Origin of the sequence: Candidatus Sysuiplasma acidicola (assembly GCA_019721035.1) — an archaeon.
GTDB classification, from domain to species: Archaea; Thermoplasmatota; Thermoplasmata; order Sysuiplasmatales; family Sysuiplasmataceae; genus Sysuiplasma; species Sysuiplasma acidicola.
In genome coordinates, this window is sequence record JAHEAA010000026.1 from 1 (window position 1) to 18,179 (window position 18,179).

Annotated in this window: 18 protein-coding genes and 1 tRNA gene; 12 read left to right on the forward strand and 7 right to left on the reverse strand. The window is 48.2% G+C overall.

Annotated elements, in window-relative coordinates:
* Positions 1-166: 166 nt before the first annotated feature.
* Entirely contained in the window at positions 167-913 is a 747-nt protein-coding gene (locus KIS30_09465) for a PH domain-containing protein (protein ID MBX8646966.1), read from the forward strand.
* Between the two features lie 161 nt (positions 914-1,074).
* On the opposite strand, the gene KIS30_09470 is transcribed toward KIS30_09465, so the two are convergent.
* Both KIS30_09470 and KIS30_09475 read right to left on the reverse strand, forming a co-directional pair.
* Positions 1,075-3,381 carry a DNA topoisomerase I gene (locus KIS30_09470; protein MBX8646967.1) on the reverse strand — a complete coding sequence of 769 codons (2,307 nt, stop codon included), beginning with the start codon at positions 3,379-3,381 and terminating at the stop codon, positions 1,075-1,077.
* 153 nt (positions 3,382-3,534) lie between these two features.
* On the reverse strand, positions 3,535-3,852 hold the full coding sequence (locus tag KIS30_09475; GenBank protein MBX8646968.1) for a winged helix-turn-helix domain-containing protein: 318 nt from the start codon (positions 3,850-3,852) through the stop codon (positions 3,535-3,537).
* A 189-nt stretch (positions 3,853-4,041) separates the two neighbouring features.
* Between KIS30_09475 and KIS30_09480 the strand changes: the two genes are divergently transcribed.
* The gene (locus tag KIS30_09480) at positions 4,042-4,305 is read left to right on the forward strand and encodes a hypothetical protein (GenBank protein MBX8646969.1); all 264 of its coding nucleotides are present in this window, start codon (positions 4,042-4,044) and stop codon (positions 4,303-4,305) included.
* On the opposite strand, the gene KIS30_09485 is transcribed toward KIS30_09480, so the two are convergent.
* Positions 4,306-5,520, reverse strand: a complete 1,215-nt coding sequence (locus KIS30_09485) for a proteasome-activating nucleotidase (GenBank protein ID MBX8646970.1) — start codon at positions 5,518-5,520, stop codon at positions 4,306-4,308.
* A 763-nt stretch (positions 5,521-6,283) separates the two neighbouring features.
* Between KIS30_09485 and argF the strand changes: the two genes are divergently transcribed.
* Positions 6,284-7,225, forward strand: coding sequence for an ornithine carbamoyltransferase (argF, locus tag KIS30_09490; protein ID MBX8646971.1), 942 nt, complete (start codon positions 6,284-6,286; stop codon positions 7,223-7,225).
* On the opposite strand, the gene KIS30_09495 is transcribed toward argF, so the two are convergent.
* The gene (locus KIS30_09495) at positions 7,202-8,674 is read right to left on the reverse strand and encodes a DHH family phosphoesterase (GenBank protein ID MBX8646972.1); all 1,473 of its coding nucleotides are present in this window, start codon (positions 8,672-8,674) and stop codon (positions 7,202-7,204) included. The genes argF and KIS30_09495 overlap by 24 nt on opposite strands.
* Positions 8,667-9,413 carry a ribonuclease H-like domain-containing protein gene (locus tag KIS30_09500; GenBank protein MBX8646973.1) on the reverse strand — a complete coding sequence of 249 codons (747 nt, stop codon included), beginning with the start codon at positions 9,411-9,413 and terminating at the stop codon, positions 8,667-8,669. Before KIS30_09500 ends, KIS30_09495 begins: the two co-directional genes overlap by 8 nt.
* Positions 9,414-9,571: 158 nt before the next feature.
* On the opposite strand from KIS30_09500, the gene KIS30_09505 reads away from it, so the two are divergent.
* Positions 9,572-10,315 carry a metallophosphoesterase gene (locus KIS30_09505; protein MBX8646974.1) on the forward strand — a complete coding sequence of 248 codons (744 nt, stop codon included), beginning with the start codon at positions 9,572-9,574 and terminating at the stop codon, positions 10,313-10,315.
* Positions 10,316-10,330: 15 nt separating this feature from the next.
* Here the strand turns inward: KIS30_09505 and KIS30_09510 are convergent, their stop codons facing one another.
* Complete coding sequence (locus KIS30_09510; protein MBX8646975.1) at positions 10,331-11,290, reverse strand: hypothetical protein; 960 nt, start codon at positions 11,288-11,290, stop codon at positions 10,331-10,333.
* Between the two features lie 197 nt (positions 11,291-11,487).
* On the opposite strand from KIS30_09510, the gene KIS30_09515 reads away from it, so the two are divergent.
* The 3 genes from KIS30_09515 (at position 11,488) to KIS30_09525 (ending at position 14,566) form a co-directional block, all read left to right on the forward strand.
* Positions 11,488-12,306 carry an isopentenyl phosphate kinase family protein gene (locus KIS30_09515; GenBank protein MBX8646976.1) on the forward strand — a complete coding sequence of 273 codons (819 nt, stop codon included), beginning with the start codon at positions 11,488-11,490 and terminating at the stop codon, positions 12,304-12,306.
* A gap of 157 nt (positions 12,307-12,463) precedes the next feature.
* A complete protein-coding gene (gene fni, locus KIS30_09520) occupies positions 12,464-13,537 on the forward strand; it encodes a type 2 isopentenyl-diphosphate Delta-isomerase (GenBank protein ID MBX8646977.1) in 1,074 nt (357 codons plus the stop codon).
* 45 nt (positions 13,538-13,582) lie between these two features.
* Positions 13,583-14,566, forward strand: a complete 984-nt coding sequence (locus tag KIS30_09525) for a polyprenyl synthetase family protein (protein ID MBX8646978.1) — start codon at positions 13,583-13,585, stop codon at positions 14,564-14,566.
* 20 nt (positions 14,567-14,586) lie between these two features.
* Here the strand turns inward: KIS30_09525 and radB are convergent, their stop codons facing one another.
* Positions 14,587-15,288, reverse strand: a complete 702-nt coding sequence (radB, locus tag KIS30_09530) for a DNA repair and recombination protein RadB (protein MBX8646979.1) — start codon at positions 15,286-15,288, stop codon at positions 14,587-14,589.
* Between the two features lie 77 nt (positions 15,289-15,365).
* Here radB and KIS30_09535 point away from each other — a divergent pair, with 77 nt between their 5' ends.
* From KIS30_09535 to KIS30_09555, 5 genes are all read left to right on the forward strand, one after another.
* Positions 15,366-16,559 carry an aminotransferase class I/II-fold pyridoxal phosphate-dependent enzyme gene (locus tag KIS30_09535; GenBank protein ID MBX8646980.1) on the forward strand — a complete coding sequence of 398 codons (1,194 nt, stop codon included), beginning with the start codon at positions 15,366-15,368 and terminating at the stop codon, positions 16,557-16,559.
* Between the two features lie 4 nt (positions 16,560-16,563).
* Entirely contained in the window at positions 16,564-17,181 is a 618-nt protein-coding gene (locus tag KIS30_09540; GenBank protein ID MBX8646981.1) for a Kae1-associated serine/threonine protein kinase, read from the forward strand.
* An 8-nt stretch (positions 17,182-17,189) separates the two neighbouring features.
* The gene (locus tag KIS30_09545; GenBank protein ID MBX8646982.1) at positions 17,190-17,741 is read left to right on the forward strand and encodes an XTP/dITP diphosphatase; all 552 of its coding nucleotides are present in this window, start codon (positions 17,190-17,192) and stop codon (positions 17,739-17,741) included.
* 85 nt (positions 17,742-17,826) lie between these two features.
* Positions 17,827-17,899: transfer RNA gene (locus KIS30_09550), tRNA-Pro, on the forward strand.
* A 61-nt stretch (positions 17,900-17,960) separates the two neighbouring features.
* Positions 17,961-18,179: hypothetical protein (locus KIS30_09555; GenBank protein MBX8646983.1), on the forward strand; the 219-nt coding region annotated here is incomplete at its 3' end.

Consider the following 18,179-nt stretch of genomic DNA (forward strand, 5'->3'; position numbering starts at 1 on the left):
GCTTAAATAATCCGCATAATTTACCTCACATCGTTCAGGCACCCATTGAAATCTGCAGCAAGAAGGGATTCAAACGAATGTACAACTTTTCCCTGATGAAAAACTCATCAAAAAATTACACCCGAGCAGACTTTCATTCATAAAGATATATCTTGTAGGCATAACATTGGTACTCTGGGCTGCAATTTTCTATGTAGTTACTCAGACAGCACTGTGGAAAAACGGTGGAGTGAGATTCTTTTCCTCACTCTCATCCGGCAGTACGGTCGTTTTCGGATCGCAGTATGCCGGAACATACGCGCTTCCATGGACCATAGCCACTTTGCTTTTAGGTGTGCTTTCCCTTTTTCTGACAAGGAATCATCGTCACTGGCTCACTTTTGCCGCATTTATTCTAGTTTCTATTGGTTCCGTATTCCTCCTTAGGACATTTAGCGCATTGCGATCGGTAGCTGACATTTTCCTTTCCGCGATCACACTATTTGCAGGCATAACAGCAATTCTAATTGCGGATTTTTACAGAAAATCGTACAAGTATTACATTACAAACTTCCGAATAGCGATGATAAGAAAATTTCTGACGTATAACGAAGTATATACGCGATATGAGAACCTCGTGGATATCGATGTCACCGTCTCGTTCCTAGGCAGAATCTTTTCGTTCGGAAGCATAGTACCAATTACCTCGGCCGGCCTCGGAATGGGTGCCAATTACTCCGGACGAGGGGGAGTCAACGGTGCAGTCTCGGTAAAGGGAATTGATGTCCCGAGAGCTAAGCCAAGCGAGTGCTTTTTCGGCGTCAAACACCCTTATACCATCAGAAACGAAATCGCTGAATACATGCAGAAATCAAGCAGTTCTTATGAACTGAAGCAGATACAGGATGCGCTCAAACCAAAGACATCAAACTGATTTAATCGTTTTAAAGGGTGAGGTGGGGGAAACCTCACCCGGGAAGGGACTGGTAAAAATATATTGCCCATCCCTCCCTACAATATAATACTGTAACTTCCACAATATATGAACTTTACTATACGCTCGTCGAATTACGAAACGATGAATCTGCTCGCCATTCACTTCTCCTTCTTCGATTTCGAAGGGCAGTTCATGTTTGCGCAGTTCCTCCACTTTCCACGCCCTCTGTAAGCCATTTCAATTACGGGTGCACCGCACGAAGGGCACGATTCGCCGGTCGGTGTTACTGTGCCGGATTGAGGGAGTGGGTAAGTCGTGTTACACTCAGGGTAGCCCGTGCAGCCGATGAATCTTTTTCCTCTCTGCGACCTTATCACGTGAAGCTCCCTGCCGCACTTGGGGCACTTCCCTATGCGGCCAGTCATCCGGTTTGATTCGCATCCGGGGTCGAGGCATACATCTACAGGCCTGTTGCCCTTCGTGATAAGCTTGATCATTGGAAGGCCGCACACGCTACACTCACTCTCCGCAGGTTTTATAAGATAGCCTGAAGGAAGGGGGAATGTCACGGTGCATTCTGGATAGTTGGAACAACCGGCAAAACGGCTCACACCCCTTTCGATAATCCTCAGATCCCCTTCACACGATTTGCACTTACCCAGTCTCTTCTGTTCGAGTATCGCACCCTTTATCATTTCTCCTATTTCCTTGCTATTGGCATCTATCTCCTCGACGACAGTACTGAGCATTTGCCTCGACTCTGAGACCACTTCGTCAAGAGTTATCTTTCCTTCGGCGATTCTGTCCATATCCTCCTCAAGGCGCGCCGTCATTTTGCTCTCGCAAATTTCAGGTGCCCTCTTTTCAAGCGCAATAGAGACTGAAGTTCCGATCGGCGTAGGTTTAATGATATCTCCCTGCACATATTTACGGTCATAGAGTTTCTGAATAATCTCATGCCTGGTACTCTTTGTTCCAAGCGCGAGTTTCTCCATTTCCCTGATCAGGTTGCCCTGCGAGTATCTGGCAGGAGGTTTAGTTTTGTCTTCGCGGAGAGTTAATTCCCTGACATCGATCTTCTTGCCAACTTCAAGTTCGGGCAAATCAGACTCGTAGAATCTGTAATACGGATAATAATGGCGCCATCCTTCTTCAATAAGCTTCTTTCCGTCTGCGAGAAACGTCTCTTTGCCTATTCTGATTTTTGCATGAATATTCTGTACAACAGACCTGGGGGCCACTGTTGCCATGAACCGCCTTGCAACAAGCTCATAGATGCCCCATTCAAGCTTCGAAAGGTGCTTTCGTGACGCACCCTCAACCGGGTAAATAGGCGGATGATCGGTCGTTTCCACTCTTCCCCTCGTTGGAACAATCCTTTCCTGTTCCAGAAGTTTTCTTGCATCAGGCGCAAATTCAGTGTCGGCCAGCTTTTCCAGAATGCCTTTCAGATACAGAGATCGCGGATAGACAGTATTGTCTGTCCTGGGATATGAAATCAGCCCGCCAGAATAGAGTCTTTCTGCTATTTCCATGGCCTCGGAACCGGAATACCCCAGCCTCGTAGCGTCGACGATAAAAAGGGTTGTTGAGAAAGGAACTGGACCATACTCCTCCTTCCTTTCGGAGACGAACTCCTCAACGGTGCCAGTTTTTTCTGATGAGAGACCTGACAGAATTAATCTTGCCTTTTCCCTGTCCCAGAAAGGGTTGGACTCGTGGGAGGCTTGAAAGTTCATTCCGCTGAAGCAGGAAGCAAGCATATCAAAGAATGGTTTTGGCACAAATTTTTCAATTTCCATCTCCCTCCGGACAATCAGTGCCAGCGTGGGACTCTGCACCCTGCCCACCGATAGAAAGTTCTTGCCTACCTGGTTTGCTGCCATGGAAATCATTCTTGTCAGCGTGGCGCCCCATGCGAGGTCTACCAACTGCCTGCATTCGGCCGACTTCGCCAGCTTGATGTCAATATCGTGAAGTTCTTCGAACGCCTTGATCACATCGCCCCTCCCAAGGCTGCTGAATCTTGCCCTGCGCACTTTCAGCTTTAATGCAGAGCCGTCATCCCGCCCATTGTTCCTAGACACGCCCTCAGCAACCAGATCTATTGCCTCAATACCTATGAGCTCACCCTCTCTATCAAAATCAGTCGCTACAACAATCCAGTCGGCTTTTGCCGCTTCCTCGATGACCGTGCTGACCATCTTGCTGTAAAGCACTCTCTTGTATGGAGTAGCATATATCAGCTTCCTCGGATCGGTGTTACGCCAGTCATTGAGCTCTGGAGGATAGTCAAGCTCCACGATATGCCCGCGGAGTCCGATTATTGTGAATTCATCTCCCTTCGCAGAAAAACGGTAAACAGGCATGTTGGACGCTCTCTCGCGCTTGAATTTTCCGTCAGACAGCACAATGGCAAGACGCAGGGCTACGCTATTCTTTTCGCTTATGACCAGGTTCTTCATCGTTAGTGCGCTTAAAAAAGGGGTAACTACTTAAAACTGTGTCATTGCAAATTCGAATATGAGTGGTACAATTGGTTATAAGACAAATGTGAAAATGAAAAGGATTTGTTGCTTAAATTGGTTAAGCGAATCACGCTAACCTGCTTTCGGCCCTCACATGACTATTGTTGAAACAAGAGACTGATCGCCCGAGTCCTGAACAACGCCATTTGCAAGCTCGAATCTCACTCTCATCTTTCCGTCTTCGAAAGACATATAGGCGTTCTTCAACTGTGACTGGTAAACGCTTATTCTCTTTCCTTCCCTTGTCAGTTTTCTCTCGATACAGGAAATGAGGCCCATATCTTCTAGAAGCCTTATCTTTCTGTAGCAGGCTGCAATAGGTATTCCGAAAAGTTCCGAAAGGTCTATTGCTGTTCGCGGTTTCCGCATTGTTCCAACGAGTATTTTTACGGCGTACTCATCCGTCATTAGTTGCATCGCTTCAAACGGTTGCATTTTACCCTCGCCTTTGAGGAAGCAGGCAAATAAGCCATATATAAACAGTTACTAGTCAGTATCACAGTTGATTTTGCGTGATGTGGAAGAATTCGTGATGAAATAGAAACGGCCAGCATGGACAATACAAGGCTAAAATAATCGAAACGCTTTGAACTGACATTGAGAATCAGACAATACCTGTGTCCGGACTGTGGATCCAGGAATACCGCAGTATCGAGAGACCAAGGCAAAGTGGAATACACATGCCGTGACTGCCGTCTCTCCATAACCAGGAGATCCGTCAGAAAGTGTCCAACATGTGGATCCGCCGAACTGTATTATGAGGCCGGGCTCATAACTGGACAGAAATACCACTGCAAACGATGTGATTACATCGGCCCTCTTGTCTACGAAGAAGATGTTGAAGAGAGAAACAGGAAATGATCAGGCGAACATTGGTCCCACTTCACCGGACACCTGCTTGTTCTCTTCCTCACCGAGCACCTTCAAAATGCTCTTTTCAAAGTCTGCAGGTAAAACGGTATCCCTGTTGTCCCTTATCGCGAACATACCTGCTTCTGTGCACATCGCATGAATGTCGGCACCAGTGGCGCCATCGGCCTTCAGAGCAAGCTCGTCAAAATCGATTGCACCATCTATGTTCATTTTGTTTGCGTGTATTCTGAATATCTCCGCTCTTGCCTCTGCATTTGGTGGAGGGACCTTTATGATCCTGTCAAACCTGCCAGGTCTCAGAAGTGCGTCATCCAGGATGTCCGGTCGGTTTGATGCCGCGATAATCTTTACATTTCCGAGAGGATTAAAACCGTCGAGCTCTGCGAGAAGCTGCATAAGCGTTCTCTGAACCTCCCTGTCGCCTGACGTCGCAGCATCGAGTCTCTTCGCACCGACGGAGTCGAGTTCGTCTATGAATACAATACTCGGCGCCTTCTGTTTCGCAAGTTCAAACAATTCGCGGACGAGTCTCGCGCCTTCGCCAATGTATTTCTGCACAAGTTCAGACCCTACAAGTCTTATGAAAGCGGCATTAGTATTTCGCGCGACTGCTTTTGCGATGAGTGTTTTTCCGGTCCCAGGAGGGCCAACGAGGAGGACTCCTTTGGGCGGCTCTATGCCCACCTTTTTATATAGTTCCGGACGGAGAAGAGGATCTTCTACAGCTTCTCTGACTTCAATAAGCTGCTTTTCCAGTCCGCCGATATCCTTGTAACTGGCATCAGGCTTCTCAATGACTTCAGCACCCGTCACAATCGGATCCAGTGACGAAGGCAGCGTCCCCATAACCGCCAGCGTCTGTTTATTCAATGAAACCCTGGCACCAACTTCAAGCTTGGAAACCTCGACATTTTCTGCAAGGTTCACCACGAAATCCGGTCCCGTCGAACTCTTGACCACGACCCTGCCGTCCGCAAGCACATCGCGGATATTGCCGATGATCAGTGGCGGGGCCTTGAGTCTGTCGAGTTCGTTCTTCAGACGCCTGAGCTCTCTCTGCATCCTTTCTAGTTCGCTCTGGACGTACCGTTTTTCGCCTTCGACGCGTCTCGCCTGTTCCATCAGCTGACTGTTTCTCTCCTCAAGAAGGAGAAGTCTCCGGTAAATCTCATCTTCAGTATCGATCTTTGCGCTTTCAGACAAAACCACTACACCTCATCGCATCCCAGAATTTCAGTAACATATTGGAGTTCGGCGATTAAAAACTTTGTGATTTAAAATACACGAAGCTGCATCCTGGGTTACCGCATGTTCCCGCACACGTATTCATAGATTGAGACAACCCTATCGTCTTCTATTGATGGTTCAAACGCTTACTGACCTTTGCGAAGTGGCACTCATTGCAGTCAGTAATCTGGTTGCGATACGCCGGATGCCATCTGCAGTGTATTGTGGCAGCAAGTTCTGCCGATTTTTCCGCATGCCTACGTTTAAATAATCTGCGTGTTCTGGTCGAGGCACCCAGACGGCATGTTGCTTTTCCAAAGTCTTAAGCTTTTCAATGAAATTTTCTATGAAAAGTCGACAGTGTGGCGAAGCCTCTATTCAATTGAAATAAGCTCACCCTGCGATAATTATGCAGGGTTAAGCAGATGCAACTTAGGCAATGGACTCAGCCACCAAGAACTCTTATGAAGAGTGTGTGAGTGAATCAACAAGATGGCAGGCACTTTTCGTGCCGTATTCTCGATAGGAGGCGCAATAATCGGACTCCCAATCGTCTTCATGCTGGTAACTATTTATGTCTTAGTTAGACTGATTGGCATCAACTCGCAGGTAATATCACCAGTTCCAATTTTCCCACATGCAACAGAAAACAATCCAAATCGACACTCTATGACCTAAAGTGTCAGAAATTCAGGAGCAAAGCTAAAAGGCAAAAGGGTTCATTTGCCCCCGAGATACGATGAAGAAAGCGGCAAAGAAAGATTTCATATCGATTATTGATGCGACAAGATCACTGCCATCACTCCTGAACAGCGCGGCGCGGCTTAAAAAGGAGCTGAAACAAGGGAAAGGGCATCTGAATATCAGACCACTTAAGCATAAACAGATTGCAATGATTTTTGAGAAGTCGTCTACGAGAACCAGGGTTTCATTTGAAGTGGCGATACATCATCTCGGAGCCGATGCACTGTACCTGAATCCCGGCGATCTGCAGCTTGGAAGAGGCGAGACGCTGTCTGATACGGGCAGGGTACTGAGCAAATATGTGAACGGAATAGTTTACAGGGCATACGATAACAGAATGATGAAGGAGCTCGCTTCAGTGTCGTCCATTCCAGTGATAAATGCACTCGATGATGTGGAACACCCATGCCAGGCTCTGGCTGATCTCCTGACCATAAAGGAAATATTCGGCAAACTCAGGGGTCTGAGGCTTACATACGTCGGAGACGGTAACAATGTATGCAATTCACTCATGCTTGCCTCTGCTTTGACTGGAATGCATTTTGCCGCTGCCACACCGAAGGGGCGGGAGCCGCCGCACCGCCTTTCAGAGTATGCAGCATCAATTGCAACAGGCACTGGTTCAAGAATCGAGATCGTCAACGATCCAAAGGCGGCCGCTAACAAGGCCAACATACTTTATACCGATGTGTGGGTATCCATGGGTCAGGAAGCACAAAAGGAGGAAAGGGAGAAGTTATTCGTGCCGTATCAACTCAACAAACAGCTGCTCGGGTTGGCCGACAGAAAGGCAATAGTCATGCACTGTCTTCCTGCCCACCGGGGACTCGAAATAACAGATGATGTGATAGACGGAGACCAGAGCGTTGTGTTTGAACAGGCTGAGAACAGACTCCATACAGAAAAAGCTGTACTACTCTGGCAAATCGGTCATTGAGACGTTTCCTTCACGTTGCGTGATCTGACCGCGGACAAGTCCGTCAAGGCTTGATAGGAATTCATACTCCTTGCCGGTATCAATGGTCGCACCGGCCGCAATGCTGTGACCGCCCCCTACACCACCGACAGATTCTGCGGCCCTCCTTATTGCCTCCGACAGATTGAGACCCTGTTGAACCATCTCACTGCTTCCCCTGCACGAGACTTTCACCTTCCCTTCCGAGAAGGCAAATCCCACAATCACCTTACCTGGCACTGCCTCCTTTGACTTCAGCAATATGCCTGCAATCGTTCCCACGATTGTGTCAGGGACTCGATCCTGCATGTGGAAATACTGAATAGAAGAAAGCTGAGTTAGCCCGTCCTGTTTTGCCATTCGGATTGCACTCGAAACATTCTTCCTGTGCCCCTCGAGCAGCGCGAGAGCATTATCCAGTATGGTTCCTCTCTCTCCGAGGCAGAGTCTCATCCCAGTTTCGTATTTAGCATACCTGCCACATGAATTCAGAAGCGTTGCGAATTCCTTGGCATCCTCCGGCATTCTCGCATCCGCGGAAGAGCGGAGATCACGCACAATATATGTTTCACCGACGATTGAATTTATTTCCGAGGCTGGAAGACCCTCGGCGATCATCTTCTGCACTATGAACGACACGATCTTCTGTCTGTCCGCCGGCTGTAGATCGGACCAAGTCTTCTCTGACCCTTCATTTACAACTTCGATGCCGAGTGAATCAAGTACCCTGGCGGCAGCGCTGTGGTCATTGGACACACCGGGAATCGGCGGATCCACGGAAAACTCCAGAAGCCTGGTAATCGGCCTTGTTTCCTTACCATAGAAACGCGCGTCCCTCATCACCTTTACGGCTCCGCACTTAACCGCATCCTCCAGTACAATTCGGTTCATACCCGTGAGTTTCCCGTACCTCGAATCCTGCAAATCGCCTACCGCGCCCACAATCGCAATGCCTGAGAGATCTATATTACGGTCTGAAACTGATCTTGCTATGAAATAAGAAGTGGTTGAAGAGGATATCTCGGTAGAACCCTCTATACCAAATAGGTGCGCATTCAGATGACATATGGAGCTGTCTGCCAGCCTGGAAGTTCCATTCTCCACGAGAACCGGATTGATGGATTCTGGCTCATGGTGATCAGCAATGATCATGTTAAGTCCTGAAAAACGCGATATATAGCCTGAGCCTATATCGTTGAGCCAGATGAGGCTGTCTTTCTTCATTCTGATCAATTCTGTGGCAGCATCGTCCAGCTTCTTCAGAAATGTGATCTCAACTGGTATCGAAAGTCTGCTCGCTGTAGCGTAGGCAATAGAGCCGGATGATATTCCATCTGCATCTATATGCGTGAATATGGATATGCGGCTAGCTCCTTTCACCGCCCGGCCGATCCTCTTCGCCTCATCAATAAACTCCTTGTGACTATCCATCCAGCAGGCCACCTGTCGTTTTCGCGTAAAGTATATCCCTTATTGATTCTGAAACCGGTAACAGATTGCACGTATCCTCCATATTATACATCTTCAGCAGATTCAGTGCTCCCCTGCTTCTCTTCTTTTTCCAAATATGCCACAGCTCCACCGCACGTCCGTTTGCAGAAAGTTCAACAAACCTGTTACGCCGTATATTCAGTCGCCTTTCCACGGACTTCAGGCCCCCCGACAGTCCTGCCTTTCTGGCCATTGCAACAATATCAACAACAGGATACCGTAAACAGATACCCGGTATAACCCTGTTGATGTAATGCATGTCATGCCTTGCACCGTTGAATGAGACGAGCATTGTTGCTGCACCTATCTTCCTTAGAATTGAAACAGCCGAAAGATTGTCTCCCCTGACAAAAGAGCTGAAACTTCCCTGAGCGAACACGCCAATCACTACCGGTTCAGAATGCCTGCTCCAGCCGTCAAGCTCCACGTCGATGAATGCTGCACCCTGTATGAAATCGTAACAAAGTCGCCACCTTTCTGACTGAGAGATAAGTCTGGTGAAGTAGCGGGCATCCGATTTGAGCAATGCGTCCTCAGCCATGGTTATTTCATGCTCCCTGGAAGGGCTGCAGCGTCTGTCGTTAAGCAGGTCTGTCCAAGTTTTGATCCCACTCTTCCAGAGCGCATATTCCCTATCTGGACCTATGCCCCTGAATATTGTAAAGGTATTCCTCAGCAATTGTATCCGATGTGGTTCGACGCTGAAATGACATTATTAGGCTTTCGGCCACATAGCCGAAACACTTCTATGATCCGCAACTGATCTGCGCGGCAAAAGAATAAGATTGCGAGAGTTGGCGCTACCGAATTATAGATGCCCGATATTAGCAGTACGAAATGCCCAAAGAGTACAGGATTTGTGACGATATTGTCATCAGCGGATATGGCATTGTATATATGCCCAACGAAGAAACCATAGGCATATCCGACCTGCACTTGGGCTTTGAGGTTTACATGGAATCCCGTGGATTATTCCTTCCCAGAATGCAGATGAAATTGGAAGAGGAGCGTATTGAGAGTATACTACGCGAATATCAGCCCTCTACTGTACTGATAAACGGGGACGTAAAGCATGAGTTCGGGAGGAACACCATGCAGGAATGGCTAGAGATCAGGAGACTATTCACTTTGCTGACAGACAGGTGCAGGGTGACTGTTGTTCGCGGAAACCATGACAATTACATCATAAACATCGCAAGAACATTTGGCATAAGGGTTGTCAGATCGCAAGATGTCGGGAGGGCGAAGTTTGCTCATGGAGATGTGAGAGTTGACAGCAGGAAAGATTCCGTAATGATCATAGGACATGAACATCCGGCCATCAGGATTGTTGACAGCGTTGGAGGATCGTACAAGTTCCCCGCATTCCTTTACTTCGATGAAGATCCGCTGCTCATACTCCCAGCATTCAGTCCGTTCGCACTCGGAACTGATGTGCTTTCCAACTGGGAAGAATTCATGAGCCCGTATCTGAAAGGGCGCGACGGAGGTAACGCCATAGCGTTCGCTGTGACTGACGGAAAACTGAAGAAGATTGGTAGACTCTCAGACATAAGGGGCGCCGACATAAGCCGTGTCTGAAACGATACGGAAATATCAGAGCGGTCTGAGCGGCGCATCAGGTCTAAGACCCAGTACCTTTCTTATTCGCATGTGACTTTCAAGCGGTGTTTCCACTGTGTTGAGCATATAGACGTCTGTACTTGACAGCAGTCTCCTGTATGCGTTTATACGGAGCTTCTTCTTTCGCGCATTTTCAACCAGGAAATGTGGATTGCAAAATTCATGCTTGGCCAGATAATCGATGGCCTCTTCTGCATCAAGCTTCCTGATCATGTTCCTGTCGCTCTTATTCCTCTGTAGCAGTATAACGTGCTTGAGCGGAACGCTGTCCCTTATGTTTCCTCTTCCTACAATCCTGCTTATATCTACAACCGCTCTGTTTTTGTTGTCGAATCTTGCCATTTTGACAAGCTTCTCATATTCATGCCAGACATCACCCACATCGGCCCTGATATATGATTCGTTCTCCGAACCGTATGCTATAACATCCTTCCCGAAGAACCGGAAAAAATGCCAGTCGTCGCCTATGAAACGCACGTTTTCCAGTCTCATCAGTCCGTAGGCAGTTGTGGTTTTGCCAGTACCGGAAGGCGCAATAATTGACACACCATGGCCGTCAACATCCAGACAGGCGCCGTGTATGGAATAGATGTCGTGATTCTCCTCCATCACATCGCCGGCCAGGGCGAGGGCGACGCTCTTCACGTAACCATAGTAGTCCGTGTCAAGAAGAAACGCAGTATTGCTCAGCGGATCGTATTTGACTTTCTCTTCGCCGCCCACGTTCCTGACAAACAAGCGTCCGTGTGAATGTATTGTGTGAAGCATCGGAAACCAGTTACGTCTCCATTCATCAGCCCAGAAGTCGATATCAGTATTCAGTTTCACACAGACCCCGGAAATGTTTGCTTTGAGTCCGTACGGCAGATCCTGTCCGATTTCAGACAGAAGTTTTTCCCTTTCTTCAGGCGTTATTATCTCCTTTATGTACATTAATATCTTCCTTCCGGACCGTCACAATTAGAGTCGTGTCGTGTCCATTCATATTGAGTTGTGCAAACACTGACTTGTTTTTAACCTTTTCAATTTTGGCAATGGTTCTGCAGCACGCATACAATCACGGGCAGCTCAATTTCTATTTATGCACCCTGTGCATATTGCGGACTGAGCCGATTACCGGACGGGATTCCATGAGAAACGTCGAACTTGCACTGGTGAAACTTGGTGGAAGCGTCGTGACAAATAAATCTAGACTCAGGTCGTTCGCAAGGAGAAACACAGATAGGCTCCTCGGCGAACTTTCCATTTATCTCTCAGAAGGAAGAAACAGAGGTGCCATAGTTGTGCACGGCGGCGGATCGTTTGGTCACATAATTGCCAAGAAATATTCAATAAAAGAAGGTTTCACAGGCACTGACCAGTTGAGTGGTTTTGCTGAAGTGCGTAAGGATATGCGCGACCTTGATGCTAGAATAATAGAGTTGATGCACGCCCATTCAATGCCTGCGGTGTCGTTCCCCCCGGAAAATCTTTTCAAAGTCAACGACGGTAACATCATCTCCACCTATGCAGATTCAGTGCTGGCGGCCACAAGGATAGGACTCGTACCGGTATCGTTCGGGGATGCTGTCATGGACCGGAGGAGAACATTCACGATACTGTCGGGTGACAGCATAATGAAGGAACTGAGTCGCGCGGCCAGGCCGTCTGTTTCAATATTCTGCACTGATGTAGACGGGATCTTTACAGCGGATCCTAAAACATCTCTTGAGAGTTTACTGCTGCAAAGTATTTCAACGGCGTCTAAGCTCAATGCAGGTTCGGCAGTCGGTGATGACGTGACCGGAGGTATGGAAGGCAAGCTTAGAGTTCTTTTTGAAGTCGCAAAATACAGCGGAAGAACACACGTGGTGAACGGGAATAAACATGGGCGCCTTTCTGCTGCGCTAAATGGAGACGCAACAGCAGGAACAGAAGTTAATGCACGACGCCGGAGAGAGATTGAATAAGAAATGACCAAATGTGCCATGTGCTAAAACGCCGACGCATTTCAATCGATTTAGGTTGAGGAGCACTGAATTTTGTAAGCAAAAACTTTTATTCTATAGAATGAAATGCTTCGCCGAATATATTTGGGGCTTTGCCTCATGAATCGGCAGTGAAAAAATGCCTGACAATTCAGTTAATGGAATTACAGAAAAACGCAAGGGGGAACATGTGGATATAGTTCTCAACAAACCGGTAAACTCCACTTCGAATTACTGGGACGATGTCACCATGGTGCATAACTCACTTCCGGAGATAGATTTTGGCTCTATTTCCACGGAAACAGAGTTTCTGGGAAGAAAGATAGGTGCACCAATAGTGATATCTGGAATGACCGGTGGATTCGCAAAAGCGAAGGATATAAACAGAAATCTCGCGGAGGCTGCCTCCGCACTGCAGATTCCGATGGGAGTCGGCAGTCAGAGGGCAGCGCTTGAGAATCCTGAGCTTGCGGGGACATACAGTGTTGTTTCAGACTACGACATACCGCTCACAATTGCAAACATAGGCGCTCCACAGTTGATAGGCCAGAAAGGCAAGAGAGCATACAGAGTTGACGACGCAACAAAGGCGATGGAAATGATCGACGCAGATGTGCTGGCAATACACATGAACTATCTCCAAGAGGTTGTACAGCCGGAGGGGGATCGCAACGCCAATGGCGTGGTAGAGGCCATAAGCAGTATCGCCGGCAAGATGCCGGTTATGGCAAAGGAGACCGGTGCAGGTGTGAGCAGGAAAACAGCACTAATGTTAAAGAAGGCAGGAGTTAAAGCAATAGATGTGGGAGGACTTGGTGGAACCAGCTGGTCCGCGGTGGAGTACCACAGAGCGAGAAGCAGAGGAAACGGACTCGGCGAAAGACTCGGCAAGACCTTTTGGAACTGGGGGATACCGACACCTGTTTCTGTCACCAAAGCGAACGTGGGTTTGCCTGTCGTTGCTTCCGGTGGGATAAGAAACGGCCTCGACGCAGCAAAAGCTATTTGTCTTGGAGCATCCTGTGCAGGTCTGGCAGGGGCGCTAATCAGGTCTGCTTCTGAGAGCAGTCTTGCCGTAAAGTCGGAGTTGATGGGGATAATAGAGGAACTTAGAGTTGCGATGTTCCTCACAGGGTCGCAGAATGTTAGGGACCTTTCGAAAAAGAAATGCATCATTTCCGGCATGACAGGGGTGTGGATCGGTGTTGACTGAGTGGAACAGAAGTACCATGGCTGCCAGCTGGAGGAATGTTGATCGATGAGCTTAATGGATAGACTCGAAGGAAGGAAGGCCAAGATTAACAGGGAACTTGAAAAAGCCCTGGCAATCGGAGACAACGAAACTCTCAGAACAGCCATGAAACATTACCCGCTGGCGGGAGGAAAGAGGTTGAGACCATTGCTTGCATATCTTGTCGCCGAAGCGATTTCAGGCAATGGTGAAACCACTGTGCCGTACGGCGTGGGCCTGGAACTAATCCATAACTTTACACTTGTTCACGACGACATAATGGACAAATCCGATATGAGACGCGGTATCCTGTCCGTGCATAAGAAATTCAATACACCTACAGCCATAATTGCTGGAGACGCGCTGTTTGCGCTGGCGTTTGAAAACATATGCAATCTGCAGATTGACGATGCGCTTCTCAGAATAATAGTCAACGATACTGCCCTTGCAGTAAGGGAAGTGGCTGAAGGGCAGCAGATGGACATGGAATTTGAGAAGAAGCACGACGTTGCGGTCCGCGATTACCTGAACATGATTGACAAGAAGACGTCTAGGCTCTATTTTGCAGCTGCTCGCTCCGGAGCCATCATAGGCAGGGGAACACTGGAACAGATAAAGGCAATGGGCGAGCTCGGCTATCTGATGGGTATAGGCTTCCAGATATGGGATGATATTCTCGACCTTGAGGGCGACGAGGAAAAAACCGGGAAACCATTCGGTGGCGACATACGGGAAGGAAAGAGGACACTAATGGTAGTTTATGGGATGAATGAGCTCAGGGGGGAAGATAGAAAGACATTCAGCGGCATTCTTGGCAACCCCAAAGCATCGCGGAAATCTGTCCAGGAGGCCGTGAGTCTTCTGCACAAGTGCGGTGCCGTATCCTACGCCAAGAACTTCGCTCTCGAGTATGTCAGGGAAGCGAAGGAGAAGACAACAGTGCTCAAGTTTTCGGAAGCCAAGGAACTTCTGCTGGAAATGATTGACTATACCGTCCGGCGGGACAGCTGAAACCACAATGCTCACATAGCCTATTCGATTCCACCTTGAGTTATGCTGAACTCGACATGTTCGCTGTCACGGAGATACCGGTGCTTTACTAGCGTAGCCATCCGCCTCCTGTTTTCAAGCTTCTCAAACATGAGTATGGTTTTGGCGGCATGGTTGATGGCATGACCGCCCAGCGGCTCGAATGTGCCACGATCTATGTTAGTGTAGACCTGCGAAGTTATGAGGACAGGTATATCGTTCTTTCTTGCAGCCGAGAGCAGCATCGAGAGCTGTTCGTTGAGTTCCTTCCTGTCTTCCTGCTCATCTGCCCTGTGAGACCGGAAGAGCATTGTCAGACTGTCTACCACGATGAGACCTATCTTTCCCCTGCTTTCAATCAGTTTAATGCCTTTCTCAATGAGTTTGGTCTGCTCTATGAAATCATATGGCGTAGAAAAGAGTATATTCCTGGATACTTTATCAAATTCTGCACCGCACAGTTGACGGAGACGATCCATCGAAACTCCTTCGGTGTCTATATATACCACTTTGAAGCCATCGAGCACTGCATTCCTGGAAACCATCAGACAGAGATTGGTTTTACCTGTGCCTCCCTCGCCGTAAATCATTGTGATCGTCGACGGCTCGATGCCACCATCCAGCAGCAAATCGATCTTCTGCGAACCGGTACGTAACTTTGGCACGAGTCTCTTGATTGCACCAACCGTAGATAAAGGCATCATGACACGAGTCGCCTTGAAACCATAGAGAAGTTTTAAAGCACTCCCTGAGCAATTATCGGCAGGAGGCTACAGCCCGTATGAAAACTGCTGCGAAACGTGAGAGTCACGGAAGAAGATTTTCGACAAACTGTGTTCACGGAGGCGAGATGATTGATTCGCTGACCGGATCGGTCACAACGCCGATTTTCCAGTCGGCGACCTTCCTCTATCCCTATGCAGTGAATGCGGAGGGCAACTATACTGAAAAGGGAGCACCTTACTTTTATACGCGGCTGTCCAATCCCACAGTGCGGGTTGTGGAAAAGAAACTGAGCCTGATGGAGGGAACGGATGACAGCATCGCATTTTCCAGTGGTATGGCGGCGATATCAACCGCCATTCTGCAGGTCATGGGAGAGAGTGGACACATACTATCCGTGCGCGATCTTTACGGTGGAACACATTCGTTGTTTTCCGAGGTACTGCCGGGATTAGGGCACAAAGTCACACTGTTCGGACGTGCGGACGTGCCGTCGCTGGAATCTATGATTCGCGAAAACACGAAAGCGGTATATGTTGAGACGCCGACGAATCCCACTCTCAGTATTTATGACATTGAAGAAGTGTTCAGGATAGCTCACAGACACAGACTCGTTGCAATTATAGACAACACATTTCCCTCCCCTGTAAATATGCAGCCTGCGTCCCTCGGCGCGGATCTGATAATTCACAGCGCGACAAAGTATCTCGGAGGGCATTCAGACATAATAGCAGGAATGGTGGCAGGCAGCTCAGAACTCATCTCCGGCATCAGAAAAATGCAGTCGATCCTCGGGGGAACTATGGATCCTTTTGCGGCATACCTGCTCGAACGCGGTATGAAAACGCTGGAACTCAGGGTGAAAAAACAGAATGAAAACGCTTTGGCTATTGCCGAATACCTTCAGGACTTGTCCGGCATATCGCGCGTCCTGTATCCTGGACTCGAGTCGCACGAAGGACATGCCATTGCCTCGAGAATTATGAAAGGGTACGGAGGTATGATATCCTTCGAGGTAAAGGCAGGCGGTCAGGCGGCTGCACGATTCATAAAAAAGCTGAAGCTGGCAAAGGTGGCCGCAAGCCTAGGCGGAGTGGAATCGCTGGTGACAATACCGGCAGTCACATCCCACAGACAGCTGTCCGCTTCTGAACTAAAAGGTATCGACATATCGCCGGGACTTGTCCGGTTTTCAGTGGGTATAGAGGATGCAGATGACCTGATAGAAGACATATCCACCGCACTAGGGTGATAGCATCGCAGATGGCGTCATAAAGAGGGGAGCGGAAGCGGAGATTTTCCGTACCGTTTTCCTGGGCAGAAGTGCAGTAGCAAAAAAGAGAACAAGGAAACTGTACAGGGACGAGCGGCTCGACAGGAAGATCATCTCCCAGAGAACGAGGAACGAGGCAAGATGCATTATAACCGCCAGGGAGATGGGAATGCACGTACCGAGAATATACGATGTCGATGAGGGAGAAGGCACCATAGTGATGGAGTTCATCGATGGACTGAGACTGAATTTGCTGCTTCTTGAATCAACTGAGAAAGAGCGTCACGAAATTGAGAGGAAATTTGGTTCAGAAATTGCGATGATGCATCGAGCCGGTCTTGCTCATGGGGATCTGACGACATCTAACGTTGTCGTGCGTAACGGGGATTTGTATTTTCTCGACTTCTCCATGGGAACGAGGGGCGCTGACATCGAGGTGTTAGGTGTCGACATCAGACTGCTCAAAGAAGTATACCGCGCATCCCATCCTGATTTTGAAGACGAATTCAGTATTGTCGCGGATGCATACGTGGCAGCAGGAGGCAACATCGCAGTTCTCCAAAAGGCCAGGGAGATTGAATCAAGGGCGCGATACACTTGACCACCTTGATGTTGATAACAACAAATGACGGGAAACTCAAGGAGTTCAACAGCGCGATAGCCGACACAGGCGTGATTCTCAAACGAATGAATATGACATATCCTGAAATACAGGCCAATACGCTGGAAGAAGTGGTTTCATTCGGCATGCAGTGGCTGGACAAAAAAATACATGAGCCCTATGTCATAGATGATTCAGGACTTTTCATCAGTGTATTGAATGGTTTTCCGGGAGTGTACAGCGCGTATGCATACCGCACACTGGGAAATGCAGGCATGCTGAAGTTGATGGAAAGCGCATCGGACAGGAGCGCGATATTCAAGACGGTCATTGGACTTTCCATGAGTAAACACCATTTCGTATTGGTGGGAGAATGCAGTGGCAGCATAACACACTCAGTGAAAGGAACAAAAGGTTTCGGATTCGATCCAATTTTCGTGCCGTCAAACTCATTTAAGACATTCAGCGAAATGGATATTGGTGAGAAAAATGCCACATCGCACAGAGGCGCGGCCCTGGAGAAGTTAAAGAAGGTGCTCGCATCTTCAACCAGTTTCTGAGTTCAAAAAAAAAAGTAGACATATCGTACTTTCAGCTGCAAGTGATCGGAAATTATAAAGGGAAGTCGACTTCTGCATCTGCTCAGGGTCCGTGGGGTAGTTTGGTATCCTTCCAGCTTTGGGAGCTGGTGACCCCAGTTCAAATCTGGGCGGACCCATACTGGTTCATGGTATAAATCATAGAATAATTTAAGTACAATTAAGACTTATACCTATATCATGTCACGCAAAATAACCCACGATAAAGATCTTTACAACGAGATGCTGCAAGATGATGATGTCAGACGATGGCATTCCAACGTTGGAAAGAATTCGGTGATTACAGGGGATATATATCTTCGCTGCCTGGGGCGCTTTCTGAACACAACGGACATGACCGCAAAGCAATTCATAAAGCAGCCCAGAAAGAAAATGGAAGATATCGTTCAGGACTATGTG